At 52.7% G+C, this 26248-nt stretch carries 23 protein-coding genes; 14 read left to right on the top strand and 9 right to left on the bottom strand.

The window, feature by feature from the left end:
* Nucleotides 1-314: 314 nt before the first annotated feature.
* From SAQUA_RS13435 to SAQUA_RS13400, 8 genes are all read left to right on the top strand, one after another.
* Entirely contained in the window at nt 315-1322 is a 1008-nt protein-coding gene (locus tag SAQUA_RS13435) for a 3-oxoacyl-[acyl-carrier-protein] synthase III C-terminal domain-containing protein (protein ID WP_380675705.1), read from the top strand.
* The gene (locus tag SAQUA_RS13430; RefSeq protein ID WP_380675703.1) at nt 1319-2335 is read left to right on the top strand and encodes an NAD-dependent epimerase/dehydratase family protein; all 1017 of its coding nucleotides are present in this window, start codon (nt 1319-1321) and stop codon (nt 2333-2335) included. Before SAQUA_RS13435 ends, SAQUA_RS13430 begins: the two co-directional genes overlap by 4 nt.
* Nucleotides 2328-3134: an MBL fold metallo-hydrolase gene (locus SAQUA_RS13425; protein ID WP_380675701.1), complete on the top strand. Its 807-nt coding sequence runs from the start codon at nt 2328-2330 to the stop codon at nt 3132-3134. The genes SAQUA_RS13430 and SAQUA_RS13425 overlap by 8 nt, the downstream gene beginning before the upstream one ends.
* On the top strand, nt 3131-4417 hold the full coding sequence (locus SAQUA_RS13420) for a F390 synthetase-related protein (RefSeq protein WP_380675699.1): 1287 nt from the start codon (nt 3131-3133) through the stop codon (nt 4415-4417). Before SAQUA_RS13425 ends, SAQUA_RS13420 begins: the two co-directional genes overlap by 4 nt.
* The gene (locus tag SAQUA_RS13415; protein WP_380675697.1) at nt 4414-5073 is read left to right on the top strand and encodes a phosphatase PAP2 family protein; all 660 of its coding nucleotides are present in this window, start codon (nt 4414-4416) and stop codon (nt 5071-5073) included. Before SAQUA_RS13420 ends, SAQUA_RS13415 begins: the two co-directional genes overlap by 4 nt.
* Nucleotides 5074-5294: 221 nt before the next feature.
* The gene (locus tag SAQUA_RS13410) at nt 5295-6428 is read left to right on the top strand and encodes a sterol desaturase family protein (RefSeq protein ID WP_380675695.1); all 1134 of its coding nucleotides are present in this window, start codon (nt 5295-5297) and stop codon (nt 6426-6428) included.
* The gene (locus tag SAQUA_RS13405; protein ID WP_380675693.1) at nt 6421-7515 is read left to right on the top strand and encodes a fatty acid desaturase family protein; all 1095 of its coding nucleotides are present in this window, start codon (nt 6421-6423) and stop codon (nt 7513-7515) included. The genes SAQUA_RS13410 and SAQUA_RS13405 overlap by 8 nt, the downstream gene beginning before the upstream one ends.
* Before the next feature lie 2 nt (nt 7516-7517).
* Nucleotides 7518-8606, top strand: a complete 1089-nt coding sequence (locus SAQUA_RS13400; RefSeq protein WP_380676028.1) for a fatty acid desaturase family protein — start codon at nt 7518-7520, stop codon at nt 8604-8606.
* A gap of 17 nt (nt 8607-8623) precedes the next feature.
* Here the strand turns inward: SAQUA_RS13400 and SAQUA_RS13395 are convergent, their stop codons facing one another.
* The 3 genes from SAQUA_RS13395 to SAQUA_RS13385 are packed head-to-tail and all read right to left on the bottom strand — an operon-like array spanning nt 8624 to nt 11192.
* Nucleotides 8624-8767, bottom strand: a complete 144-nt coding sequence (locus SAQUA_RS13395) for a DUF2474 domain-containing protein (protein WP_380675691.1) — start codon at nt 8765-8767, stop codon at nt 8624-8626.
* A 14-nt stretch (nt 8768-8781) separates the two neighbouring features.
* The gene (gene cydB / locus SAQUA_RS13390; RefSeq protein WP_380675689.1) at nt 8782-9789 is read right to left on the bottom strand and encodes a cytochrome d ubiquinol oxidase subunit II; all 1008 of its coding nucleotides are present in this window, start codon (nt 9787-9789) and stop codon (nt 8782-8784) included.
* A 2-nt stretch (nt 9790-9791) separates the two neighbouring features.
* Nucleotides 9792-11192 (bottom strand): cytochrome ubiquinol oxidase subunit I, encoded by a 1401-nt coding sequence (locus tag SAQUA_RS13385; protein WP_380675687.1) that lies wholly within the window; start codon nt 11190-11192, stop codon nt 9792-9794.
* Nucleotides 11193-11338: 146 nt separating this feature from the next.
* Here SAQUA_RS13385 and SAQUA_RS13380 point away from each other — a divergent pair, with 146 nt between their 5' ends.
* From SAQUA_RS13380 to astE, 6 genes are all read left to right on the top strand, one after another.
* Nucleotides 11339-12751 carry a PLP-dependent aminotransferase family protein gene (locus SAQUA_RS13380; RefSeq protein WP_380675685.1) on the top strand — a complete coding sequence of 471 codons (1413 nt, stop codon included), beginning with the start codon at nt 11339-11341 and terminating at the stop codon, nt 12749-12751.
* 530 nt (nt 12752-13281) lie between these two features.
* The gene (locus tag SAQUA_RS13375; protein ID WP_380675683.1) at nt 13282-14496 is read left to right on the top strand and encodes an aspartate aminotransferase family protein; all 1215 of its coding nucleotides are present in this window, start codon (nt 13282-13284) and stop codon (nt 14494-14496) included.
* Between the two features lie 50 nt (nt 14497-14546).
* A complete protein-coding gene (astA, locus tag SAQUA_RS13370) occupies nt 14547-15581 on the top strand; it encodes an arginine N-succinyltransferase (protein WP_380675681.1) in 1035 nt (344 codons plus the stop codon).
* Nucleotides 15581-17056, top strand: coding sequence for a succinylglutamate-semialdehyde dehydrogenase (astD, locus tag SAQUA_RS13365; protein ID WP_380675679.1), 1476 nt, complete (start codon nt 15581-15583; stop codon nt 17054-17056). Before astA ends, astD begins: the two co-directional genes overlap by 1 nt.
* A gap of 40 nt (nt 17057-17096) precedes the next feature.
* The gene (gene astB, locus SAQUA_RS13360; RefSeq protein WP_380675677.1) at nt 17097-18437 is read left to right on the top strand and encodes an N-succinylarginine dihydrolase; all 1341 of its coding nucleotides are present in this window, start codon (nt 17097-17099) and stop codon (nt 18435-18437) included.
* A gap of 12 nt (nt 18438-18449) precedes the next feature.
* Nucleotides 18450-19439, top strand: a complete 990-nt coding sequence (astE, locus tag SAQUA_RS13355; RefSeq protein WP_380675675.1) for a succinylglutamate desuccinylase — start codon at nt 18450-18452, stop codon at nt 19437-19439.
* A gap of 27 nt (nt 19440-19466) precedes the next feature.
* On the opposite strand, the gene SAQUA_RS13350 is transcribed toward astE, so the two are convergent.
* The 6 genes from SAQUA_RS13350 to SAQUA_RS13325 form a co-directional block, all read right to left on the bottom strand.
* The gene (locus SAQUA_RS13350; RefSeq protein WP_380675673.1) at nt 19467-20417 is read right to left on the bottom strand and encodes a LysR substrate-binding domain-containing protein; all 951 of its coding nucleotides are present in this window, start codon (nt 20415-20417) and stop codon (nt 19467-19469) included.
* Nucleotides 20418-20867: 450 nt separating this feature from the next.
* Nucleotides 20868-21449, bottom strand: coding sequence for a fimbrial protein (locus tag SAQUA_RS13345; RefSeq protein WP_380675671.1), 582 nt, complete (start codon nt 21447-21449; stop codon nt 20868-20870).
* Between the two features lie 16 nt (nt 21450-21465).
* Complete coding sequence (locus SAQUA_RS13340) at nt 21466-23880, bottom strand: fimbria/pilus outer membrane usher protein (RefSeq protein WP_380676026.1); 2415 nt, start codon at nt 23878-23880, stop codon at nt 21466-21468.
* A gap of 37 nt (nt 23881-23917) precedes the next feature.
* Entirely contained in the window at nt 23918-24613 is a 696-nt protein-coding gene (locus SAQUA_RS13335; RefSeq protein WP_380675667.1) for a fimbria/pilus chaperone family protein, read from the bottom strand.
* Nucleotides 24614-24744: 131 nt separating this feature from the next.
* Complete coding sequence (locus SAQUA_RS13330; RefSeq protein WP_380675665.1) at nt 24745-25443, bottom strand: DUF1120 domain-containing protein; 699 nt, start codon at nt 25441-25443, stop codon at nt 24745-24747.
* 77 nt (nt 25444-25520) lie between these two features.
* Nucleotides 25521-26222, bottom strand: a complete 702-nt coding sequence (locus tag SAQUA_RS13325) for a DUF1120 domain-containing protein (RefSeq protein ID WP_380675663.1) — start codon at nt 26220-26222, stop codon at nt 25521-25523.
* Between the last annotated feature and the right edge of the window lie 26 nt (nt 26223-26248).

The raw sequence follows: 26248 nt of genomic DNA, 5'->3' as shown, positions 1-26248 counted from the left end.
TATTTTCTACATTCATTTACGCTGTGGCACGAATTTAAGCCGTTAGGTTAACCGTGGGGGCTTATGAGTTAAATAAGCTTTAAAACAGCGTAGCTATCTGCGCGAATTTCCTTGGTTCGGCGGGTTGTGGTATCTGTGTGAAATTATGAGAGATAGCTTAATTGTCAGTAAGCGGAATAAATTAGTGAAATTTAATTTTGGTTATTAATGTAATGATTTAGAACAAGGACTTGGCCGAATAGTGTGAGGCATTTGATTAATTATGCTTGAGCAACGGCAAAACGAATTATGGACAATCGGGCTAAACAATTATAATGGGCGTTGAAAGTATTCCTCGGACCCTGCTTCCTTTGAAAATTATCGCAACCGGCACGGCCTTACCACCCAAATGCGTTGAGTCTTCGGTGTTAGATCGGCAATTAAATAAACCCAATGGTTACGTCGAGAAGCGCTCGGGTATTATTCATCGATTTCATGCCAGTAATGATGCCAGTCAGGCTGAATTGGCTGCGGCCGCAATAGAGGATGCACTGGTTCGTCACAACGTCGCGAGTGACTCTATCGACCTGTTGATCTCTGCTTCAGCTATTGCCATACAGGCTCTACCCTTCAGTGCGGCGCATATTCTCAAAGTGGCAAAATTACCTGCAGGCATGGCGAGTTTTGATATTAATACCAGTTGCGTCAGTTTTATCAGTGCGTTGCAAGTGGCTGCCGGGCTGCTTAATTCTGGAGTCTACCAACGCATCGCCATTGTTTCTGCAGATATCGCCTCGCGCGGTATCGACTGGAATGACGAAGAGTCTTCGTTGATTTTTGGCGATGGTGCCGCATGCGTCATTGTTGAGCGTGGCGATGGGCAGAGCGGCATTCTATCGTACCTGATGGAAACCTACCCGGAGGGGAGTGAGTTGTGTGAAATTCGTGCAGGTGGTACGCGCCGTAACCCTCGTGCCGGGATAAATGACAGCGATTTCCTGTTCAGAATGCAGGGAAAAAAACTGTTCCGTCAGGCCTCGGCACTGATAGAGAGTTTCCTTAGTCGTCTGCTCTTTGCCGGAGGGGTTTCTTTGGCACAAATTAATACCGTGGTGCCACACCAGGCCAGCCATCTTTCATTGGAGCATATGCGCAAACGATTGGGTGTAAAGCCGGAGGCGTTGATCGACATCTATCGCTACCGAGGTAATCAGGTGGCGGCTTCAATCCCATCGGCTCTGCACGAAGCTGCAATCAACGGCAGGCTGAACCGCGGCCAACGGGTCATGCTGATCGGCACCGCCGCAGGGTTGACGCTGGGCGGCATGGTACTCGTGTCATGAAGGTGGTGGTGACAGGAGCGACCAGTGGCTTGGGGCGGAATGCTGCCGAATGGTTGCTGGCGGCTGGCTATCAGGTTCATGCTACCGGACGGGATGAAGCCGTTGGCCGCTTGCTGGAGGAGCAAGGAGCCAGATTTACTGCGCTGGATCTTACTCGAGCGGGGGCGGAACAGTGTGAGGAATTAATGGTGGGCTACGATGTCGTTTGGCATTGTGCCGCCAAGTCTTCTCCCTGGGGCGATCGCAACGCGTTTTATCAGACCAACACCTATGCAACGGAGAGACTCGCCAAGGCAGCCGGGCGTTGCGGTATAAAGCGTTTTATCCATATTTCTACGCCTGCGGTCTATTTTGATTTTAAACATCATCATCAAATTACCGAAAGTGAGTTTGCCCAAGAGTTTGCCAACCATTATGCCGCCAGCAAGTTCGATGCCGAGCAGAGCATTATGGCGGTGTTGCACCGTTATCCGCAGACGACATACCTGATCTTGCGTCCGCGAGGCCTGTTTGGCCCCTATGATCGGGTGATTATGCCCAGACTCCTGGCACAATTGCAGAACGGCAAAGGAGTACTGCGGCTACCAGGTGGTGGTTCAGCCTATCTCGATATGACGTTTGTGCTGAATGTGGTTCACGCAATGGATTTGGCGAGTACCCAGGAGCATTTACCTTCTGGCGGCATTTACAACATTACCAACCAGCAACCTCAGCGGCTGGTGGATATTCTGGATCATCTACTTGCGCGGCAGCTTGGCTGGCAATACCGTGTACGCGCAGTACCATACCCTTTATTGCTGGCTGTAGCCTGTGGGATGGAAATGCTGTCCAACTTGACCGGTAAAGAGCCGATGCTGACGCGTTATGGTGTTGCAGCAACCTATTTTGATATGACGCTGGATAATGCCAATGCGATCAGAGAACTGGGCTACCGGCCGCGTTACTCCCTGGAAGAGGGGATTGCATTGACGGCACAGTGGCTGAAGAAACAGGGGATATCGGCAAATGGCTGATATCACCACCTTTGAGATCGGCTATTGTACCCACCTTGGTTGCATGGCGCTTCGCGGCTCAGCCATGCGTAGCTGCAAATTTCCCTCCAGGGCTTATCTGCTGACGGTGGGTGACCGCCGTTGGTTGTGGGATACCGGTTATGCCAGCCATTTCCAGCATTACACTGCCAGTGGTATTTTTCGCCTCTATCGTCAGGTTACGCCGGTATATTTCGAACCCCAGCAAGCACTGAGTAAACAGCTACACAGCTTGGGTTTGAACATAAATGATATCCAGGCGGTCATTATTTCGCATTTTCATGCGGACCATATTGCCGGCCTGCGTGATTTTAGCCCGCTTAACATGATCTGCTCAGGTGAGGGTTGGCAGCAAACCCGTGATTTACGCGGGATAGCCGCCTTGCGAAGGGCTTTTGTGCCGGGTCTGATACCAGAGGATTTTGAATCCGCGTTGCAGTTTGTCGAGTCATTTCCGCTTCAGGGCCTGCCCGCTGAGTTGGCACCTTTTCAGCAAGGCTATGTGTTGCCGGGCAGTGCCGGGCAAATCATTATAGTGCCTCTGCCGGGGCACGCCGCCGGGCATCTTGGCGTTTTTGTACAAACTGACGCTGGCTGGACGTTACTGGCGAGCGATGCGGCCTGGTCGCCGCTGAATTATCAGCAACTGCGCGGCCCCTCGCGATTGGCAAACCTGATCATGGACAACCCACGCAGTTATTATCAGACGCTCGAAGCACTTAATCAGTTGCATCGTGGTGGCGCTGCAGAGATCCGCCTGTGCCATGAGGGGGATTTATGATCCCATTGATGACGCTCTGTCATTACTGGCAGGCACGTCGGTTACGTTTCACGCAACGCGAAGTGCTGGAAACCTATCAGAAACGGCAACTCAAGCTTTTTGCCCGTCGAGTGCTGGCTAACAGCCCATACTTCCGGCCATACCATGCATTGCCGATCAGCGAATGGCCGCAGATGGATAAAGCGCTGATGATGACTAACTTTGATCGGATGAACACTGCCGGGCTGTCGTTGCAAGAGTTACTGGCCTGTGCCCGGCGCAGCGAAGTTGACCGTGACTTTACCCCGAAAGTGGGGAAATACAGTGTCGGCTTATCGACGGGGACTTCAGGCAGGCAGGGTGTTTTTGTGGTCAGCCCGCAGGAGCAACAGATTTGGGCGGGTGGCATGCTGGCAAAAATGCTGCCGCATGGGCTGTTGGCCGGTGAGAAAGTCGTGCTGTTTCTCCGGGCAGATAACAATCTGTATCACAGCGTCAACAACCGCTGGCTTAGTCTGATATTTTACGATCTGTTTGCCCCTTTTGCGGGCCATCTGCGGCGGATTGCGCAGGATCAACCCAGTATTGTAGTGGCTCCAGCGCAGGTACTGTGTGCCCTGGCTCGAGCGATTGAGCGGGGAGAGCTTCGGCTGCAAGTCAAAAAGGTGATTTCGTGCGCCGAAGTGTTGGAACCACAGGATCGCCAGTTGTTGAAGCAGGTGTTTGCCGAAGTGGGCGAGGTGTATCAGGCCACTGAGGGTTTTTTGGCCGCTACCTGTAGCCATGGCACCTTACATTTGAATGAAGAGTTTATCCATGTCGAACCCCAATGGATTGATGAACGGCGATTTACTCCACTGATCACCGATTTTACCCGCCGTACCCAGCCAATCGTGCGTTATCGGTTGGACGACATCCTGGTACACAGGTTACAGCCTTGTCCTTGCGGGCAAGCGACTATGGCACTGGAGCGTATTGAAGGGCGCAGCGACGATCAATTGCTGTTGCCTGGGCGCGAGGGTGAGGCGCTAGTGATTTTTGCCGATCTGTGCCGCCGGGCGATCACCAATGCACTGCCGACCATAGCGGATTATCGCTTGATCCAACATGACAGCAGGCGGCTACAATTGAAAGCTGACTGTCTACCCGACGAGTTAATGGGTTGCCAGGCGCAGCTAATCTCCTTGTTTGAACAGCATGGTATTGCCACTGAGCAACTGGAATGGCAGTTGCACGCTCAGGCCATTATGCCGCAGTTCGATACCAAGCGTAGGCGCATAACGCGAGCGCCGGGGGTACGATGAAAGCGCTGGTCTATCGTTTATGGCAAATGCTGCTTGGTTGGGGTTTTGTTGGTCTGGTTTATAACATCAGCGATCGATGGCAGGGGGCCGGGCATCAGTTGACTCCGGGCTGGGTAGACCGTCTGATCCCATTCAGTCCCCATGCCATTTGGCTCTATCTGTCTTTTTTTCTCATTATTCCGCTCAGCTATCTGCTTTGTCCTGCATGCAGGCTAAGATGGCTGAGAAGTTCAATGCAACTCAGTGCACTGCTTGCCGGGGCAATTTATCTGCTCTGGCCGACAACCATCGATTATCCCATAGCGCAGTCCGCGTCTCTCAGTGCGAGCCTGTTGGCGGTATTGATCGACATCGACTCCAAACAAAACTGCCTGCCTTCGCTACATATTGCGCTGACGGTTTTGGCCGTGTGGGTGATGCTCGATAGCAGGAGAAAACTGCGTAACCTACTATTGGTTGCCTGGGGTTTGGCGATTGCCTTTTCGATTGTGCAATTGCGCCGTCACCTGTTTGTGGATGCACTTGGTGGGGCCGGGTTGGCTTTGGCTGTAGGGCTTGCGTGCCAGCGTGTTAAGTGGATTAGCAGTAGGCTGTGTCCCTTAATTGCCCGTGGTGCCGTCGCAGACCCAAAAGCCCGTTATCAAGGCGGAGGGTGAAGGGCAGAGTGGCCCTCTGTTCAAGCCCGACAACACAGAGAACGGGCTTTTGGGGCGCGACCCTTCGGGCTGGGGCCATTTGCGCGCATTGCTGCGTTGTTCGCCGCTTATTTGGTCCACCAAACCTCGCGGCTCACGCCTTGCCCTGCGCGCAAATGACCACCAGCGGCGCTCACGTGCAATTAAGGGACACAGCCTAGTATTTGTTAGGGAGACAGACAATGACGGACCTTGTGGTACCCATCGTGTTTATGCTGTGTGTGGTAATAGGTGAAGCATTGTTGCTGCAACGGCGGCAACGAGCCAGTGTTGATTGGCATGATGTGACCTTTAACCTTAACTCCGGCCATATCATGCTGTGGCTGTTTCGCGGCTTGGAAATCGCCTGTTATGGTTATGTGGCGTCGCAGTACAGCCTGGGCTGGCTGGATAATTGGCCATCAGTACTGGTTTGGCTGTTTGCACTATTGGTGTGGGACCTGGGATTTTACTGGTTGCACCGGTTGCATCATCGATTCCGCCTGCTGTGGGCGGTGCACATGGTGCATCATCAGGGGGAACACTTTAACCTGTCCTTGGGGGTACGCAATTCGTGGTACTCGTCGCTGACCTCAATTCCCTTCTTTATGCTGCTGGCATTGGCTGGTGTGCCGCTCTCGGTATTCGTTACCGTGTCCATCCTACATTACGGCATACAGCTGTTTAACCACAATGCGCTGATGCCTAAGCTGGGATTGCTTGAAAAAATATTTGTGACACCGTCACATCATCGCGTGCATCACGTTAATGACCTTGCCTACTCAAACCGTAACTTTGGTGGGAGCTTTATTTTCTGGGACAAGTTGTTTGGAACTTTTTGCCCCTCGCTGCCAGCAGAACCCTTTGCCTACGGTGTTCGTGGCGAAACCTCGTCGATAAACCCATTTTGGGCCAGTAATCTGCCTTTTTTGCGCTACTGCAAGTTACCGTTTCGGCCTTCCGCCAGTCCCGCTCGTTTCCGTAGCAACGCAGGCTGTATGGTGAGCGGCACGTTGCTGCTGTTTGCTATGGTGTTGGGTTACATTTACCGTTTCGGCTACGGCTATAACGGCCTGACCGGCGAACAGGCCGCACTGTTTTTGCTGCTGGCCAGTGGGGCGGTGGCATTGGGTGGTATTGCCGAAGGACGTGGCTGGGCGGTGGCTGTCTGGTTACTGGTGGCGTTAGCCTTTCCTTTACTGCTGCTGGTGGCGCTTGGTTGGCATCAGCCTTACTGGGTGTTGATGGCTGGCGCTATTGCAGTGCATGGATGCGCCGTGGCTGGCGGTTGGGGGCGGACCGTATGCGCTATGCCGCAGGGTGAGTCGCATGGCTGAACCGTTACCTCCACTGCGTTACCTGGCAGACGGTGAGCAAGCATTCCATCGTGAATTGAAACGGCGGGCACACGCTTACCTGAAAGGGCGCAAAGATCACCGTTTTGCCGATGCAACCCGCTGGGGCAAAGCCATCGTGTTGCTGATACTGTGCAGCGGTTTTTACCTGCTCGCGCTGCAACAACAGCATCCGACCGGATTTCTGCTGTGCTATTTCACTTTTGTCATGATGGGGATGCTGCTTAACGTCAACGTCAACCATGATGCTTCCCACAATGCTTTCGCCCGTAAGGCGTGGATAAATCGTCTGGCGAGGCGGTTGGTGACGATCCCACTGGGGGTTGATCCTGACTACTGGCGCACGCGGCATGTCAACTACCACCACGTTTATGCCAACGTTGAACATTACGATCTGGACACCGAAGAAAACGGTTTCTTTCGCCAGACGCCTTTCCAGCGTTGGCGGGCGCACATGCGTTATCAACACTTATACTGGCCACTGATTGCCGCCTTGTCACTGCCCTATATTGCTTTGATCTTTGATTGGTCTGATCGATTGGGTAAAACACCACTTGCCGCCGATGGCGTGCTCGCCGGGCGTAGAGGCTGGGTGCTTTTTATTGCCAGTAAACTGGTTCACTTGCTGGTCGTGCTGGCGATCCCGTTGATAGTGTGCCATCAGCACGGTATTGGTTGGCAAACGGTACTGATTGCCTATCTGTTTAGCCAAATGCTGGCCTCGTTGTTGGTGGTGTTCTTATTGCTTGGAACACACTGGGCGCAAGCCGAGTTTTACCCGGTGCCGGAGGGAGGGCGGATGCCGCAGGGGTGGTATCGGCATAACTTTGCTACCGCTTGCGATTGGCAAACGTCACCAACGTGGCTGCATCATTTCACCGGCGGGTTGAATTATCACCTTACCCACCATCTGTTTCCCGGTTGGAATCATCGCCATTATCCAGCGCTGGCAGCCATATTGGCTGAAGTGGCTGCGCGTCACGGTATGGATTATCGCTGTATCGGTTATCGCGAACTATTAAGCCAGCAGCAGCGGTTTTTACGTGCTATGGGGCAGCAGCCGCAATGAAAATGCCTGATACCACGCCGTTGCCGCCGTTGTCATTCAAGCAGGAGAAGAGTGACATTCATCAGGCGCTAATGCGCGCCAGTCAGGCTTATCTGGCAGAACGTCACGATCACCGTTTTGCCGACCGGGGGATGATTGCCAAACTCCTGGCGCTGATCTTGTTGTGTGCCATTTGTTATACCGCCAGTCTGCAGCAACACAGCCTTTGGGCCTATTTTGCTTGGTATAGCGGTTTTATTTTTTCCGCAATGATGCTGACGGTAAACGTGGTGCATGATGCTTCACATAATGCCTTCTTCAAGCGAGCAGGTCTCAACCACTGGTTAAACTTTTTCGTCAGTATGCCGATAGGATTGGATGCCGACTGTTGGCGTGTCAGGCATGTCATCTTTCATCATGCCTACAATAATATTCAGGGGTACGACCCGGATATCGAGCCCAACGGAGTATTGCGGCAAACGCCGTTTCAGCAGCGGAAGGCTTTTATGCGTTGGCAATCCTACTACTGGCCGCTGGTGGCCGCGCTGACTTTCCCCTATTACATTTGGTTGTTTGATTGGCTGGATCGGGCTGGCAAGACGCGTATGACGCCCAAGATGATGCATCATGGTGTGAAGGGATGGGGGCTTTTTCTGCTGAGCAAACTGATGCATTTCACCTTAGCATTGGTGCTCCCAGTCTGGCTGTTGCCCCCTTCGATCAGTTTCGGCGCGATATTGCTGACTTATCTGTTCAGCCAGATGTTATCGTCTCTGGTGTTTGTAATGCTGATTGTCGGTACCCATTGGGCTAAGGCCAAATTTTATCAGGCCCCGGCAGAGAGAAGGGTTGTACACGGGTGGTATCACCACGTGTTTTCCACCACCTTTGACTGGCTGGCTTCCCCTGCATGGTTAGGCTACTGGCTTGGTGGTGCAAACCTGCATTTGACACATCATCTGTTTCCCCATTGGAGCCATCGGCACTACCCGGCATTAGCAAAGATAATTGCTGAGGTTGCTGCTCAGCATGGTCTGGATTACCGCTGCTTAGATATGAAAACGCTGTTGGCGATGCAACAGCGTTTTCTGGCGGAAATGGGGAAACGGTAAAAAGTCCCGATGGGTTGCTATGACGATTTCATTCCGGCTGCTCCCATCAGCAGGCGGAACAGCAACGCGAACAGAAACAGCCCGAAAACGCTGGCACTCCAGATAATCACCAACCAACCAACACGCTTCCACCAGGGAGCGATCGCAGTTTTATCTTTCATCGTTTTTTCCACCATCAGTGATACCCATCGTCATGATTCACCTTGCCGCGAAATACGTAGTAGCTCCAGAAGGTGTAAACCAGAATGATTGGAATAATGAACACTGCACCTACCAGCATAAAGCTCAGGCTTTGAGACGGCGCAGCAGCCTGCCACAAGGTGATGCTTGGTGGTATCAATAGCGGCCAGATGCTGATCCCCAAGCCGCTCAGGCCAAGAAATACCAGCAGCAACGTCAGCAGGAACGGCGAGTAATGGGCTTTGTGACGCACACCGTGCCAGATCCCCCAAGCGCTAAGTAACACTAACAGCGGTACAGGTAACAGCCAAAACAGATTTGGTAGGCTAAACCAGCGGGTGGCAATTTTTTCGTGAGCAATCGGGGTCCACATGCTGACCACTAGCAAGATCAGCAACAAGATCATCAGCAGCGGGACGGTCAGACGATACATTCTTGCCTGTAGTTCGCCTTCGGTTTTCATCACCAGCCAGGTGCTGCCTAGCAATGCATAGGTTACCACCAAGCCTAATCCGCAAAACAGGGCAAACGGGGTTAACCAGTCGAGTGCGCCACCTGCATAGGTGCGGCCTTCAACGGGGAAACCGTTGAGGATCGCTCCCACTACGATGCCCTGACAGAAGGTAGCGAAAATAGACCCCCAGATGAAAGCTTTATCCCAGATATGGCGTTTATCTGGCTTCGCCTTGAAACGAAACTCAAACGCTACGCCGCGAAAAATCAGCCCAAACAGCATCAGGGTGAGCGGGATCACCAATGCATCGAGGATCACTGAGTAGGCCAAGGGGAATGCGCCAAACAGAGACGCGCCGCCGAGCACCAGCCAGGTTTCGTTGCCATCCCATACCGGTGCGACCGTATTCATCATTACATCACGATCGCGGCTGTCCTTTATCCATGGAAAGAGAATACCAATACCCAAATCAAAGCCATCCATTACCACATACATCATGGTGCTGAACACAATGATCACAAACCAGATCAGTGGAAGATCGATATTCATATTCAGCTCCTGTCGTCCAGGTCTTCTTTAACCGCCGAAAGCGGCCGTGAAGGGCGTCCTTCGACACTTTTCTCTTCACCCTCATGCTCTTGTGGCCCTTTACGGATAAGCCGCATCATGTAGGAAAAACCGACACCAAACACCGAGCTGTAGATAACGATAAATGCCAACAGGCTGATGCTCATCTGCAGTTCGCCATGGGCAGAAACGGCATCTTTAGTGCGCAGCAACCCATAAACCACCCAAGGTTGGCGGCCAATTTCAGTGGTAAACCACCCAGCCAGTATCGCCAGTATACCCGATGGCCCCATCCACAGAATGAAGTGGAGGAAGGGCCTGGAGTTATAAAGCCTGCCACGCGAACGTAGCCAAAGGCTCCAAAAACCTGCGATGATCATCAGTATGCCCAGCGCCACCATAATACGGAATGTCCAGAACACTATGGTCGAGTTAGGGCGATCTTCTGGTGGGAAAGATTTCAGCGCTGGGACCTGTTCGGTAAGGCTGTGGGTCAGGATCAGGCTGCCAAGCTTAGGGATCTCCACTTTGAAACGGGTTTCTTCACGCTGCATGTCGGGCCAGCCGAACAGGATCAGCGGTGTGGCCTCTCCGGGTTTATTTTCCCAGTGACCTTCCATAGCGGCAATTTTAGCTGGCTGATACTTGAGTGTATTCAGGCCGTGCATGTCACCGATAATCGCCTGAATGGGGGCGACAATCAGGGCCATCCACATCGCCATCGACAGCATTTTGCGCATTGCCTGAGTATCTCGACCACGTAGCAAGTGCCAGGCCGCTGATGCACCGATAAAGAAGGCTGAAGACAAGAACGCGGCGGTAGTCATGTGCAACAGGCGGTAGGGGAATGAAGGATTGAACACCACTTTTAGCCAATCCACCGGGACGGCAATACCGTCGATGATCTCGTGCCCCTGAGGTGTTTGCATCCAACTGTTGGAGGAAAGGATCCAGAATGTGGAAACCAGCGTCCCGAGAGCCACCATGCAGGTGGCGAAGAAATGCAGGCCAGGTCCGACACGGTTCCAGCCAAAAAGCATTACGCCCAGGAAACCCGCTTCCAGGAAAAATGCCGTCAGCACTTCATAGGCGAGTAACGGTCCGGTAATGCTGCCGGCAAACTGGGAGAAAAAGCTCCAGTTGGTACCAAACTGAAAGGACATCACCAGGCCGGAAACCACACCCATGCCGAAATTGACAGCGAAAATCTTCGACCAAAAGTGGTACAGGTCGCGGTAAGTTTTATTGCCCGTTTTCAGCCATAGCCCCTCCAGTACCGCCAGATAGCTGGCAAGACCAATGGTAATAGCCGGGAAGATGATATGAAAAGAGACGGTGAAGGCGAATTGGATCCTCGCCAGTTCTAACGCGCTAAGGCCTAGCATAGCGCCTCCCAAGTTTTGCTCATAAATCGACCTCTCAAGTATAGCGTTAATTTTCCAACTCAATGCTTGGTCTTAAGTAGAGCACGGCGTACAGTAACTATAATAGTGACAGTTATTAACATTTTATCTATAACAGTTGGCCCAACATGACCAAATATGAACAACTTGCGCAGCAAATCCGTGAACAGATCCAAAACCGGGTGTGGCGTGCAGGAGACAAACTTCCTTCACTACGCGAGAGTGGTAAAAGAGCCGGTTTAAGCTTGATGACGGTGGTGCAGTCATACCAGTTGCTGGAAAGCCAGGGCTGGATCGTTGCGCGGCCCCAATCGGGTTATTATGTGGCCGCTCGTCCGCAGGCATTACCGCAGGCGAGGCGGGGTGAGGATCTGCTGTTGAGTGAACAGGTGGATATCAACGCTTTTATCTTCGACGTGCTGCAGGCGAGTAAAGATCCTGCCATCGTGCCTTTCGGTTCGGCCTTTCCGGATGCGACTTTGTTTATGCAGCCAAAACTTGCCAGAGCGTTGAGCAGCGTGGCGCGTAAATTTACTCCGCACAGTTCTCTCGCTAACTTGCCGCCGGGAAATGATGCCTTACGCCGCCACATTGCTCAGCGTTACGCGTTGAGCGGAATGCAGGTCGGGCCGGATGAAATTGTGATCACTGCGGGTGCGATGGAATCGCTGAGTCTCAGCCTACAGGCGGTGACGCAGCAGGGGGATTATGTGGCGATCGAGTCTCCAGCATTTTATGGCGCACTACAGACACTGGAGCGTCTACGTTTGAAAGCAGTGGCTATCGCTACTCATCCTCAGTATGGCATCGATCTCGATTCTTTACAGCAGGCATTGGAACAATACCCGATTAAAGCCTGTTGGCTGATGACGCATTTCCAGAACCCGCTGGGCGCGAGCCTGCCTGAAGCGAATAAAAAGCGGTTGGTGACAATACTGCGTGAACGGCAGGTTTCGTTAATTGAAGATGATGTGTATGGCGAGCTCTATTTCAGTGCCGAACGACCACTGCCAGCCAAAGCATTGGATAGCGGTGGGCAGATCCTGCATTGCTCGTCTTTTTCAAAATCTCTGGCACCGGGTTTCCGCGTTGGGTGGGTGGCAGCAGGGCGCTATGCGCCACAGATCCAACGTTTGCAATTGATGAGTACGGTGTCGACCAGTGTGCCGATGCAAATGGCGATTGCCGATTACCTACTGCATGGTGGATACGACACTCATTTACGTCGCTTGCGGCGTGTATTGGCTCAGCGTCAGAGTGTTATGCGTCAGGCTATCGCTAACCACTTTCAGCCAACGGTTAAGGTCAGCCAGCCGGATGGGGGGTATTTTCTGTGGCTGGAACTGGCTGCCACACAGTCATCGATGGAGCTCTACCACCATGCCCTTGCCAAGGGGATCAGTATTGCCCCTGGGCGGATGTTCACCACCGGTAACCATTTCAACCACTGTTTCCGCCTGAATGCCTCGTTTGAATGGAATGACAGGCTCGAAGAGGCCATCAAGACATTGGCTAAACTAATCCGCGCTTTGCCACAGTGATGCTCATTATTGGTGCAGGGAGCGCACGGTTTTGGTGCGAAATGTTCATCAGAGTCGAATCAAGGCGGATTATTTTTGCGAGCCGGATCAGAGAATGAGAAGAATTATCCTATTGAATAGGATTTCGCCGCCGATGATGATATTAGGCCATATTTTTCCAGCCATTCATTACCAATGCATACTTATTGCATAAGTATGCATTATAAGCTGTTGTTTTAACGTAAAAAATTGAAAAAAACGCTCAAAAACCCATTATGGCACGCAAGCTGCTCTACACTAATTATCAAACGGCATGTATGTTAATCATCTGTTAATACTTATCGTCCGTTCAGCGGCGCCTTATGCGGCATAAATAGCGAAAAACCGATTTTCTGTAACAGATTTGTATCTAAATGGGTGGCGATAGGGCGAATTATCGTCGGTTATAGAGAACGCCAGATAAGACGGTTTTTTTGCTCGGTTTAAAGCTTGCGGGGCTGGGACGGTCTTAACCACCAAAATTCAGCCTTAGCTGATGCAACGAGGTCACTATGGAACAGCCAATCGCAGTTACCCGCCAGTCTTTCGATGACTGGATGATCCCGGTGTACGCACCTGCCGATTTTATTCTGGTACGAGGGGAAGGGTCCCATGTTTGGGATCAACAGGGTAAATCCTATATCGATTTTGCCGGTGGGATCGCCGTTAATGCTCTGGGGCATGCGCATCCGCAGGTGAAATCGACGCTGATCGAACAGGCGGGCAAGCTCTGGCACTTGGGCAATGGTTACACCAATGAGCCAGTATTGCGCCTGGCTAAGCAACTGATCGATGCCACCTTTGCCGACAAGGTATTTTTCTGCAACTCGGGTGCGGAAGCCAACGAAGCCGCATTGAAACTGGCGCGTAAATACGCGCTGGATAATCATGGCAGTGAAAAGAACCAGATTGTCGCTTTCAACAACGCTTTTCACGGGCGCACGCTGTTCACGGTTTCAGCCGGGGGCCAGCCCAAATATTCCCAGGATTTTGCCCCGTTACCCGGCGGGATCTTCCATACACCGTTCAACGATCTGGCTGCGGCGGCCGAAGCAATCACCGATCGCACCTGTGCGGTGATCGTTGAGCCGATTCAAGGTGAGGGCGGCGTGTTGCCTGCCGACCCACATTTTTTACAGGGACTGAGAGAGCTTTGCGATCGCCACGGCGCACTGCTGATCTTTGATGAGGTGCAAACCGGTATGGGACGCACAGGATACCTGTATGCCTACATGAAATATGGCGTAGTGCCAGATGTGCTGACAACCGCCAAAGCGCTGGGGGGCGGTTTCCCGATTGGCGCGATGATCACTACTGACAAACTGGCAAAAACCTTGGGTGTCGGTACCCATGGCACCACATACGGAGGCAATCCGTTAGCGACAGCGGTAGCTGGCACCGTGTTCTCGTTAATCAACACACCGCAGGTGCTTGAAGGGGTGAAGCAACGTCATCAGTGGTTTGTCGATGGATTGAACAGCATTAATCAGCAATACCCGATCTTTAGTGAGATCCGTGGTGGCGGTTTGTTAATCGGCTGTGTACTGAACAAGGAGTATGCCGGCAAGTCAAAGCAAATTACCCAACTTGCCAACGAGGAAGGGGTAATAGCTCTGATCGCTGGCCCGGATGTAGTGCGCTTTACACCTTCACTGATCATCCCTGAGCAGGATGTGAAAGAGGGGCTGGCACGATTTGCGCGAGCTGTGGCGCGCATCTGCAGCTAATTAAGGCGACGGCTGCATGCGTGCAGCCGATGACTCGCGAGGTTCGCATTATGATGATTATTCGCCCTATTGAGCGCCGTGATTTAGTTGATTTATTGACGCTTGCCGGTAAATCCGGTGTCGGCCTCACTTCCTTGCCGCAGAATGAAGATACATTGTCGGCACGTATTGAGCGGGCGTTAAAAACCCGGCAAGGCGAACTTCAGAAAAGCGATCAGTGCTATCTGTTTGTCATGGAGGATACAGAACGCCAACGGGTGGTTGGCGTGTGCGCGATTGAAGTGGCCGTCGGATTAACTGAACCTTGGTACAGTTTCCGTGTTGGAACGCAGGTTCATGCGTCAAAACAGCTACAGGTGTATAAATCGGTACCGACGTTGTTTCTGAGTAACGATCATACCGGCCATTCTGAGCTTTGTACGCTATTTCTCGACCCAGACTACCGTCATGGAGAAAACGGCAAACTATTGTCGAAGGTCCGTTTCCTGTTTATTGCCGCCTTCCGCAACCATTTCTCGCGCAAAGTAATTGCGGAAATGCGCGGATTCTCCGATGAGAATGGCAGTTCGCCCTTCTGGGAAAGTGTCGGGCGCCACTTTTTCTCAATCGAATTCGCCAAAGCGGATTATCTCAGCGGCACCGGGCAGAAGGCATTTATTGCCGAACTGATGCCGAAACATCCGCTGTATGTCGATTTTCTTGCACCCGATGCGCAGAAGGTGATTGGTGAAGTTCACCCGCAAACGGCGCCTGCGCGTAAACTGCTGGAATCTGAAGGGTTGCGCTACCAGGGGTACGTCGATATTTTCGACGGCGGCCCGACGTTGGAAGCAGAGATTGATGAAATCCGTGCGGTAAAACACAGCAAACTGGTGAAAGTGGTATTGGACGATGCACCAGTGAACAACGCAGCCCCGGCATATCTGGTGGCTAACGACAATTATCAGAACTATCGCGCACTGCTGGTACACGCTGAACTGCATGATGACCGTCTGCGTATCAACACAGAGACGGCGGCGGCGCTGGGCGTCGAACAGGGCAGCCAGGTGCGGGTAATCAGTCTTATGGCTCAGGAGAATCTGTAATGTCCCATCGCGCATTGTTAATTAATGGTATCTGGCGTGAAGGCCAAGGGCCTGAGTTCAGTAAAACCGACCCGGTAGATAACCAACCGTTGTGGCAAGCTAACGCCGCCAACATCGCCGATGTTGCGGCTGCCTGCCAAGCTGCGCGCGCGGCTTTTGGTGCTTGGGCGCGGGCGCCGTTTGAGCAACGCGAACAGTTGGTTAAACGCTTTGCCACTTTGCTGGAAGAAAATAAACAGTCGCTGGCCGAGACCATCAGCCGTGAAACCAGCAAGCCACGTTGGGAAACCTTGACCGAGGTGCAGGCGATGATTGGCAAGGTAGGCATCTCGTTGCAGGCCTATCAGGCGCGCACTGGGGTGACAGAAACGGCCATGGCCGACGGTGCATCAGTGTTACGCCACCGGCCACATGGCGTGCTGGCGGTGTTTGGCCCGTACAATTTCCCTGGTCATTTACCGAATGGCCATATTGTTCCAGCCCTATTGGCAGGCAATACCGTGGTGTTCAAACCCAGTGAGCTGACACCGCTAACGGCAGAAGCCACGCTGAAGCTTTGGCTACAGGCGGGGTTACCCAATGGGGTGATCAATCTGATACAAGGTGGGCGTGAAACCGGTGAAGCGCTGGCGGCAAGTGCCGACATCGACGGGTTACTGTTCACCGGCAGCGCGGGTACCGGTTACCAGCTGCATCGTCAGTTGGCGGGGCAGCCGGAAAAGATCCTGGCGCTGGAAATGGGCGGCAACAATGCGCTGATCGTTGAACAGATCGAAGACTGCGACGCAGTGGTGAATCTGGCGATCCAATCCGCCTTTATCTCTGCGGGCCAACGCTGTACCTGCGCCCGCCGTATCCTGGTAAAGCGTGGGCAAGCAGGCGATGCGTTTATTGCTCGTCTGGTTGAGGTTACGGCTGCTTTGCATGTTGGCCGCTGGGATGCGGAACCACAGCCGTTTATGGGCGGGGTGATTTCATCAGCGGCGGCGGAAAAAATGCTGATAGCCCAACAGCACCTGTTGACGTTAGGGGGCAAAGCCCTATTGACCATGCGGCAGTTGGAGAGCGGCAGCGCCTTATTAAGCCCGGGGATCATCGATGTTACCGATGTGGCTGGCGTGCCCGACGAAGAGTATTTTGGCCCACTGACGACGGTGATCCGTTACGATAATTTTGAACAGGCTGTACGCATTGCCAACAATACCCGTTATGGGCTGTCTATTGGCCTGGTTTCACCGCAACGTGAGCAATTCGAGCAACTGCTGGTGGAAGCGCGGGCCGGGATTGTCAACTGGAACAAGCCGTTGACCGGAGCATCCAGCGCCGCACCTTTTGGTGGCGTAGGAGCGTCGGGCAACCATCGTCCAAGCGCGTACTATGCGGCAGATTACTGTGCGTGGCCCATGGCTTCGCTGGAGAGCGCCAGTTTGACCATGCCAGCCAGCCTGTCTCCAGGTTTGTCGTTCAATAAATAGTAAATATAGGGTGGGTAACCCCGGCCCACAGGAGAGAAACATGCCTGGATATGAAGTTAATTTCGATGGTCTGGTCGGCCTGACCCACCACTATGCGGGGCTGTCGTTTGGTAATGAGGCTTCAACCCAGCATCGTAATAGCGTATCGAACCCGAAACTGGCCGCTAAGCAAGGTTTGCTTAAAATGAAAACGCTGGCGGATATGGGTTTTAAGCAGGGAGTCTTGCCACCGCAAGAGCGCCCTCATATCCCTATGCTGCGTAAGTTGGGTTTCAGCGGTACCGACGAACACATATTAGCGCAGGCTATGCGTACCTCGCCCAACCTGCTTTCGGCTCTCAGTTCGGCTTCCGCAATGTGGACCGCCAATGCGGCGACGGTCTCGCCTTCGGCAGATAGCGCCGATGGCAAAGTGCATTTCACCGCTGCCAATCTGAATAACAAATTCCATCGGGCGATAGAGGCGGAAACGACCTCCGCCGTGCTGCGTGCCATTTTTGCTGACCAACGGTATTTCATTCATCACGATGCTTTACCGCAGGTGGCACTATTTGGCGATGAGGGTGCGGCCAACCATAATCGTTTGGGCGGTGATTATGCCAAGCGCGGCGTACAGGTTTTTGTTTATGGCAAGCAGGGGCTTGGCGGGGAAACCGAACCCACGCGCTATCCGGCGCGTCAGACACGAGAGGCCAGTGAGGCTATCGCGCGGCTGCATCAATTGAGCGAACAGCACACGGTATTTCTGCAACAAAACCCGGCGGTGATCGACCAAGGGGTGTTTCATAATGACGTGATAGCCGTCAGCAATCAGCAGGTGCTATTCCATCATCAGCAGGCGTTCTTGCAGCAACAACAGGGGCTGGAACAGCTCCGCCGTAAGATGGCGCTCGTGGAAACCGATCTGGTGGCTATCGAAGTACCGACTTCCCGCGTAAGCGTCGCCGATGCGGTTGCAACCTATCTATTCAACAGCCAGATCCTGACCAAAGCGAATGGCAAAATGATGATTGTGGTGCCGGAGGAGTCTCGTCAGCATCAAGGCGTTTGGCAGTACCTGACTGAAATGGTCGGAAATGCAGGCCCGATTGATGAGATCAAGGTATTCGATTTGCGCGAAAGTATGCGTAATGGCGGCGGCCCCGCCTGTCTGCGCCTGCGCGTGGCGATGAACGAGCGCGAGTTGCAGGGGGTAAATCCACGCGTAATGATGAACGATGCCCTGTTTACCACTTTGAATGAGTGGGTTGATCGCTATTATCGCGACCACCTGACGCAGAACGATCTGGCCGATCCGCAATTATTGCGGGAAGGGCGGGAGGCATTAGATGCACTGACATCAATACTTGGGCTGGGTAGCGTTTACCCGTTCCAACAGTAACCGGGAGCGACCATGATGGATTTATTGGCACTGACGCTGGCGGGGCACACGCCTGACAAAAGCCACGGGGAAAACGCGACGTTACACTGGCAGTGGCTGGAGGAGGGGGTGCTGGAGCTCAGCCCACAGTCCGGTTATCGGCAAGCGGTGGTGTTGTCTGCCGGTATCCATGGTAATGAAACTGCCCCAATCGAACTGCTCAACCGACTGGTTATTGAAATATTCACTGGGGTGCGCCCCCTGGCGGTACGCTTGCTGGTGGTGCTGGGTAATCCGCCCGCGATGCGTGCAGATAAACGCTATCTGGCGAGCGATATGAACCGGATGTTTGGTGGGCGCTACAGCCAGTTCTCTCCTAGCGACGAGACGGCACGCGCTCAACGCTTGGAGCAGGTTATCTGCAACTTCTTTGCCGGGGAACGTGCGACACGTTTTCATCTTGATTTGCATACGGCGATCCGTGAATCTTACTTGCCGCGCTTTGGTATTTTACCCTGCCAGCCGGAGCCATACAGTGCTGACATGCTGGCACTGTTAGATGCCGCAGAGTTGGATGCGATGGTAATACATCGGGCACCTGGGGGAACGTTCAGCCATTTTTCCAGCGAACAAGCGCATGCGGCCAGTTGCACGCTGGAATTAGGGAAAGCACGTCCGTTTGGTCATAACGATCTGCAGCAATTTGCCGGTATTAATCGTGCCTTGCAGGCATTGGTCAGTGCTCTACCTTTACCGCCACGCCAGCAAGAGCCAATGAGAGTATTCCGCGTGGAACAGTCGCTGATTAAACGCAGTGAAGCATTCAAACTCTATTTAAGCGACGATACCGCCAATTTTACCGCTCTGCCGCAGGGCACTTTATTGTGTGAGCAACCGGGCGAAAGCTACCGCGTGAAGCATGAAAATGAGTGGATATTATTTCCTAATCCCAATGTCGCTGTCGGATTACGGGCTGGAATGATGTTGACTGAGGTACCGCGCAGCACCCTGTTCAGTGAGTGACACATCAATTGAATTAGAGCGGTGTGGTTACTTATCGGTTTTATTGTCTCGGTAAATAACTTTTTTACCGCACTCGATGCGTATTTCGTCGATCAGCAGTTTTGCTAATGGCGTCAAGAAACCCTGTTTACGATAAATCAGGCTGTAGTGACCATCCGGTAGTGATTCTTTGATCGGGATAATACAGAATTGATTTTTTACAAAATTTAAGTTGAACATCGGTAGCGGGACGATAGATAAGTAATCTGCCTCTAAAAGCAGCCGTTCGCCAACAGCAATCGAGTTACCTCTTAATATCGAACATTCAGAACCTTGACCTTCCGGGAATATGATAGCTTCAAGAAAATTGTAATACCCAGGTACGGCTAAAGGGAGATACCATTTGGCGTTACGCAGTTCTACCAGAGAAGTGGCGTGCGCTAAAGGGTGGTCTTTTCTGGCAATGACACAATATTGGCAGGTGAGCAGGGGCTCTTCAACATACTCTTCAAAAGAGATACCATTAGAAAGAATGCCGATGAAAAAATCCAACTTACCGATTTGTAACGATGGCATGAGTTCTGATTGTTGACCCTCATGAATAGAAATTCGCACCTTCGGATACTTCTTCTGTACCCTTTCGACAACATCGGGAAGTACCTTAAGCGTTTTAAGGTGAGAACAGCCAAATACTACCGTACCATCCTGATAGTTCTTTATCTGTTTAATTTCATCAACTGAACGCTGAATTTCATTCAGCACTAAATTCATTCTTGTTTCAAACATCTGTCCGATGTCGGTAAGAACAACACCGCCTTTTCCATGTATGACCAAGGTAACGCCTAGCGTTGTTTCAAGCTCTTTGATACTGCGCTTTACGCTGGCCTGGGTTTGATGTAGCACCTCAGCCGCAGCCTGTATGCTGCCATGGGCAATCAGCGCCTCAAAAACTTTAAAGTGATTTATTTTAAGATGAGATATATCGGGTAACGTTGCCATAGAATACCTTTTAAATGTGTGTACTCATCTTGTTTGAGACGCATCATAGCGCGCGAATAAACATATTCTGGGATTTTATTGCAAAGTTCAGGAATTAAATCTGATAACGGTATGTTTAAAAGGTAGTAAAGGGGGCTTTTACTGTCAACTTGCAAGTTTATATACTCTAAATAATTCGAGTTGCATGCAGGCGGCAAGCCTGTGAGTCCCCAGGAGCATAGATAACTATGTGACTGGGGTGAAGAGGCGCAGCCAACACACAGGCAACTTGAAGTATGACGAGTATAAATGGTGCCGGGGATGATATCAGCCTCATCCTTGAGGCTGTCGTTTGGTACTTTCATTTACTCGTCATAGTGCTTTGAAATTACTAGGCTGTGTCCCTTAACTGTCCGCCAGCGGCGCTCGCGTCCAGTTAAGGGACACAGCCTACCCAAAGTGGGGCGTCAACTATTTCACTAATTCAAAGGTCAATATTGATTCGCTGATCTGGCTAGCCGCTACCCTGGCCTCGGACTCTGGCAGTGTGGGTTCGATCTCCAAACGAGCCGAGAGAACTTTTCCTTTAGCAAGCTGACCGTTTTGCACTGCCGCCACTGTCTGTCCCACTTGCAGCAACTGGGCGTCTGCCGGTGCTCCGCTGAATGCGCCAACAGGGGTGGTGTTTACCACCTGGACGCTGTGGCCGTCCAGTTGCACATCTAACAGGCGAACGACAGTTGTTCCGCGTTGGCCATAACGCAAATCACCACGCAACGCTAAACGCATCTGCTGGGTGTAAGGGCACACCACGTTTAGCATTAGCGTACGCTTGCCAGGAGTAAGCGCATTGCCCCCGGTAGAGGCGCTTTGCATCTGCCAGCGTGATTGTCGACCGTAGTCAACCACGCCGCCGCCGATCGACAGGCTGCAATTGCTATCCATCGGCAATGGTGGAGGCTGCAGTGAGGGATCGCCCATAACGGACGAAACGGCACCAACGGACTGACTGAGCAACAACCCTACTATGAGGGCAGTAAAGCCGATTTTCATCTGAGGGCTCCTGTAATTAGCGACATTGCGCGCTGGCGTTTTCATATAATTCATTCTGCTGGGCTTTTTCTGGCAGCGTGAGCTGCAGGCTGCAAATAGTCTTGCCTGAGTTCTGCACCTCGAGCGTCATACCGTTGGCCGCATCAGGAATAAACAGACTGCCTTTTTCGCCCACTACGGTGACAAAGTTGCCCGCACTGTCAAACACGCTGGCACCGTGGGGTAACGGTTGGCCTTGCGCATCTTTAGCCTCCACCAATACCCGGCGGGTACGTACCACATCAAAATTGAAGTAGCTTACTGAACCACGGGCGGCTTCGGTTTCCTGCCAGGCGTTGTTGATATCCACGTTCTTGCCCAGGCTGCGGGTATCTACCTGAACGGCTGAACGCTTGAAGCCATTCAGTGTTGGTATCACTGCGTAGCCACGGCGGTCAGTCCAGGTTGGGCCGGCGGGTGTTTCCAGGCGCACGCCCGCTTCATCACCGATTTTGGCAATGCCGAACGTATCACCAACGTTGTATGGTGATAGTGTGATGCCACCATGGTGTGCAACTACTCCGCCAGTGGCGCGTGCTGACCAGGTTGTCGTGTTGTCAGAACGGTGGGTAAGACCACCGCTTAGCTGGCTAATGGGGGTTACCAGATCCACGTTGGCACCGGTTAACGTACTCTGATTACTGAAGTCGCGTTCGCTAATCAGACTCCAGCCACGGTCCTGACTGGAACGATCATTGTAGCGAACCCCGGCTCGGCTGCCGCTACTGCTGCTGTTGACATAGCTGCTCACACTGCGGCTACCAAATGGCACATTAATCGTTAGGTATGCACGGTTCTCAGCTTCCGTTGTACGGCTACCGGTACTGTGCTCCAGACTGGCACCAACAAAGACGCTAGCGATCTGTTTGCTCCATCCGCCACGCAGATAATCGGTATTATCGCCATCAAAGGTGCTGGTCCGCGCCCAGGACAGCGACAGGCTGCCGATCGATTCCTGCGCCCAACTCAAACCGCCACCAAACTGATTGCGGTTCCGCGCCGCATTATCCTGCGCTTCAGCCTGCAGGGCGTCACTCAGTTCGCGATAACCAGACGTTTGCTGGCTGGCATTGAGGTTCACCGATACTCGCTCAGTCAGACTGCGGCTAAATAAGGCGTTAATCGAGGCACCGTTTTTGCCGTGTTTTTCATCCTGCGCCAGTGTGGTCTGTACGGATATTTGTGTTTCATCAAAAGGCTGAGTATCCAGCCTGATCGCGCCCGCACGGTAGGGCGATGAGCCCAGCAGGCCGGTATTCAGCGCAGTATGCGGTGTCAGTTGCCAGCCGGTGGCGGCAGTAGCCAGTATCGGCGATTCACTGCTGTCCTGCTGGTTCAGCTTACCCACGCCAAACGAGAGGCCCGGTGCCACGGCGGTGCCATTGAGCAGAAAAGCGGATGCTGGCACGGTAAACTGACGCTTTTCACCCGAGCTGCCGGTAATGGCCACGTCAAGGTCGGTACGGGTGTTGAGCAACGAGAACCCTTGCAGACGGAAAGGACCGGCTGGCACCGTGGTGCTGTAAATCAATGCGCCCGACTGACGGACTTCAACAACCGACTGGCTATCGGCAATGCCTTCAACCAGCCCGGCTCCGCCACGGTTACCGATCAACGCTGCTTCAGGGAACATCTGGAAACCCAGCACCTGACCAGTACCAAACATTGAGTTCGATAGGCTTATCTGCCCGGCTTGCAGCACCTTCTTGCTGTCGGCAAAGCTGCGTTGCGCATAGGCACCCTGATGTTGCACGCTATTTTCGCTGTTAAAGCGTGTTAAGGTCTGGCGGCTGCGTATAATCCAGTCGCTGAAATTAAACCCGGCTTCGGTGCCGAGCTGCATAAAATTGATGCCTGCCGTAGATCCGGCAGAATCCATATACTGCGCCTGATAGTTGAGCATGCCAGCAAAACCACCATGGTTCCAGTTACCGCTCTCGGTGCCTGGATTAGCCACCGCCTGTGGCGGCAGTACCAGATCTACACGTTCTTCACCCGGGTTGAGATTCAGTTCGGTCTGCGGCCAGGCGCTTTTCAAATCGAAGCAGGGGGCGCTTTCAGTAAAACCGGGCGGGGGGAGGATCCCCGCCTGCTTCTGAAAAGCCTGATCGGCACACAAATGACCTTCATCGTCAAAACGGGCCTGTACTTTACCGCGATTGCTGCCGTTTACGCTCAGCGTGACTGTAGTTTCACCTGGCATAAAGCGTGGTGCATTACGAAACAGCTCGGCCACCTTAGGGTCAATTCCGCGGCTTTGCATTGTTTGCATGTCGAACTCAACATCGTCCATAGGCTTGGCATCCGTATCGGCTAAAGCCTGCGTAGGAACAGCCAAAGCGCTCAACAGCGCTAATGAAAGCGCTGAGCGTGCAGGGTAGCGGCTGGACATGTGATGAAGTTTGTATTGCACCGGTGTTTTCCTGTTATTAGTTCAGTGGAGCGTCATAAGTGTTGACGGTATAACCCCAGGTGGTAGCCGGAGAGATGCGTACCTGTTTGGCCGCACCGGCTTTTTTGTTACTGTCTGGGGTAAGCGTCAGGGTCTGGCCGGGCAGCACATAAGTGTTCGGCAGCGTCCATGCGGTGTTATCCGGCAGAGTTTGTACACTCTGGCCCAAGCGCACTACATAAGGTGACGGGTTGTTAACCACCATACTGTTACCACTCAATTTCCAGGTCAGGTGTTTCCAGGGGGTCAAGTCTTTCTCCAGCCCGGCAGGGCGGATAATCACCGGCAGATTCTGGCGTATGGTCATACGGACTTCGCTCTTGCCTTTCTGCTGCGGCGGAACGCCTTCAAAGATCACGCGTTTCAGACGTTCGGTTTTCAACGGTGTCTTGCTGGTCATGATAAAGCGCACGCGTTGGCTCTTACCCGGTTCGACACGCGCAGCGGGTGGCGTAACGGTTAGCAGTGTCTCTGGATCGTCTTTAATATTTTCCAGTGTGGTAAGTAGCAACACAGGGAAGACATCGGTGTTTTTAACGTTAATAGCGCCTTCACCATCCCCCTGGTCGACAATAACCACCGAGGATTCCGGTACCATGCCAGTAGCTTGGGCACCCAAGGAAGCCAACAGCAGGGCAATGGCACTGGTTTTGAAAAGAGAGGCATAAGTCATGATTTATTCACCTTTCAGCTTAATCGTAGGGGGAGCGGCAAAATCAGCAGAGGCTAAGGCAACCCTCTGGTTTACAGACCGCATCGGTACAGGGTTCAAAAGCTGGGGATGAACCCCAACTGATATAATTATTATAGATACACCAGCTCAAGTGTGGTCAGGCCATCCATAACAATTGGCTTGGTCAGATTCAGCTCTGAGGCTTTGTTGATATAGGCCTGAACGCCCAGTTTGCCTGCCAGAGTAGTGAAGGCGATTGGTGTGGTAGTGCCCGTTGCAGCCCAGGTGGAATAACGCGGGCTATTTGCCACGTACAGGCTACCTACTGTGGTTTTACTCCAGGTAACCATGTCGCTGCTAGAAAGACTGTCTACACTCACGCCATCGGCAGTGATGGTACCGCCAGCCAGGCGAATACCGTATCCACCGATTTTTGCAGTGCCGTCCAACCCGAGACCATTGACGCCTTCACTTCCCGCAGTCAAACCGAAAATACGCGCGGTGGCGACATCCAGGTTCCCGTTGGCATTTAAACCAGGGGCGGTATTTGGGCGGCCTTCAATCGCTTTCAGCGCGATTTTAGCCGGAGCGTCGCAGGTAATAGTAAAGTCCAGCTGTTTTTCAGGCAGCACGGTGTACGTGTCTGCTGGCAGGCTTTTGCTATTGATTGAGCCGTAGTCAACCGTGCCACCACCAGACAGCGCAGGGTGACAGCCCGGAGGAGTAATGGTGCCGATAACACGCACATCAATGCTTTCAGCCAGTGCTGGCAGAGAGGTGGTAGCTAATACAGCCAGTGCACAAACGGTTTTTTGCAGATTATTCAACATAAAATTCTCGTCTTTAACTTTTAAATAGTGGAGTTTTATTCATTCTCATCCGGGAGCGATCCCGGATGATGAATCTATTACAGGTAAACCAGCTCAAGCGTGGTCAGGCCATCCAGAACAACCGGCTTGGTCAGATCAAGTTCAGAAGTTTTATTGATATAAGCCTGAACGCCCAGTTTGCCCGCCAGAGTGGTAAAGGCGACCGGGGTGGTAGTGCCTTTTGTTGCCCAAGAGGCGTAGCGCAAAGATGTCAGGGTGTTTAGCAAAGAGCCTGTAGTCGCGGCTACCCATGCGGTAGTACTTCCATTTGACATGATAGAATCTACCGCAGCGCCATCAGCGGTCATGGTGCCACCAGCCAGACGAATACCATAACCGCCGATGCCTTTTGCCCCATCCAGACCTAAACCGACAACGCCATAGTTCGCAGCAACGCCGAACAATCCAGGGTGACTCCCAATCTCAGCCAGTGAGCCATCAGCATTTACTGCGCTTGCGCCACGTTGTGAGTGTGCGGTAATCGCCACTTTAGCCGGGGCATCACAGTTGATGGCAAAATCCAGCTGTTTCTCTTCCAACAGCGTAAAGGCATCGGTAGCCAGAGCAGTTGGTTTGATGGTGCCGTAGTCGATAGTGCCACCGCCGGAGATCGTTGGGGTACAGGCCGCGGGATCGATGGTGCCGATAACACGCACATCAATGCTTTCAGCCAATGCTGGCAGAGAGGTGGTAGCCAATACAGCCAGTGCACAAACGGTTTTTTGCAGGTTATGCAACATAAAATTCTCGTCTTTGTTTTGAAGTT

Origin of the sequence: Serratia aquatilis (genome assembly GCF_044865145.1) — a bacterium.
GTDB lineage: Bacteria > Pseudomonadota > Gammaproteobacteria > Enterobacterales > Enterobacteriaceae > Chania > Chania aquatilis.
This window is presented reverse-complemented; position numbering and strand designations above follow the sequence as displayed.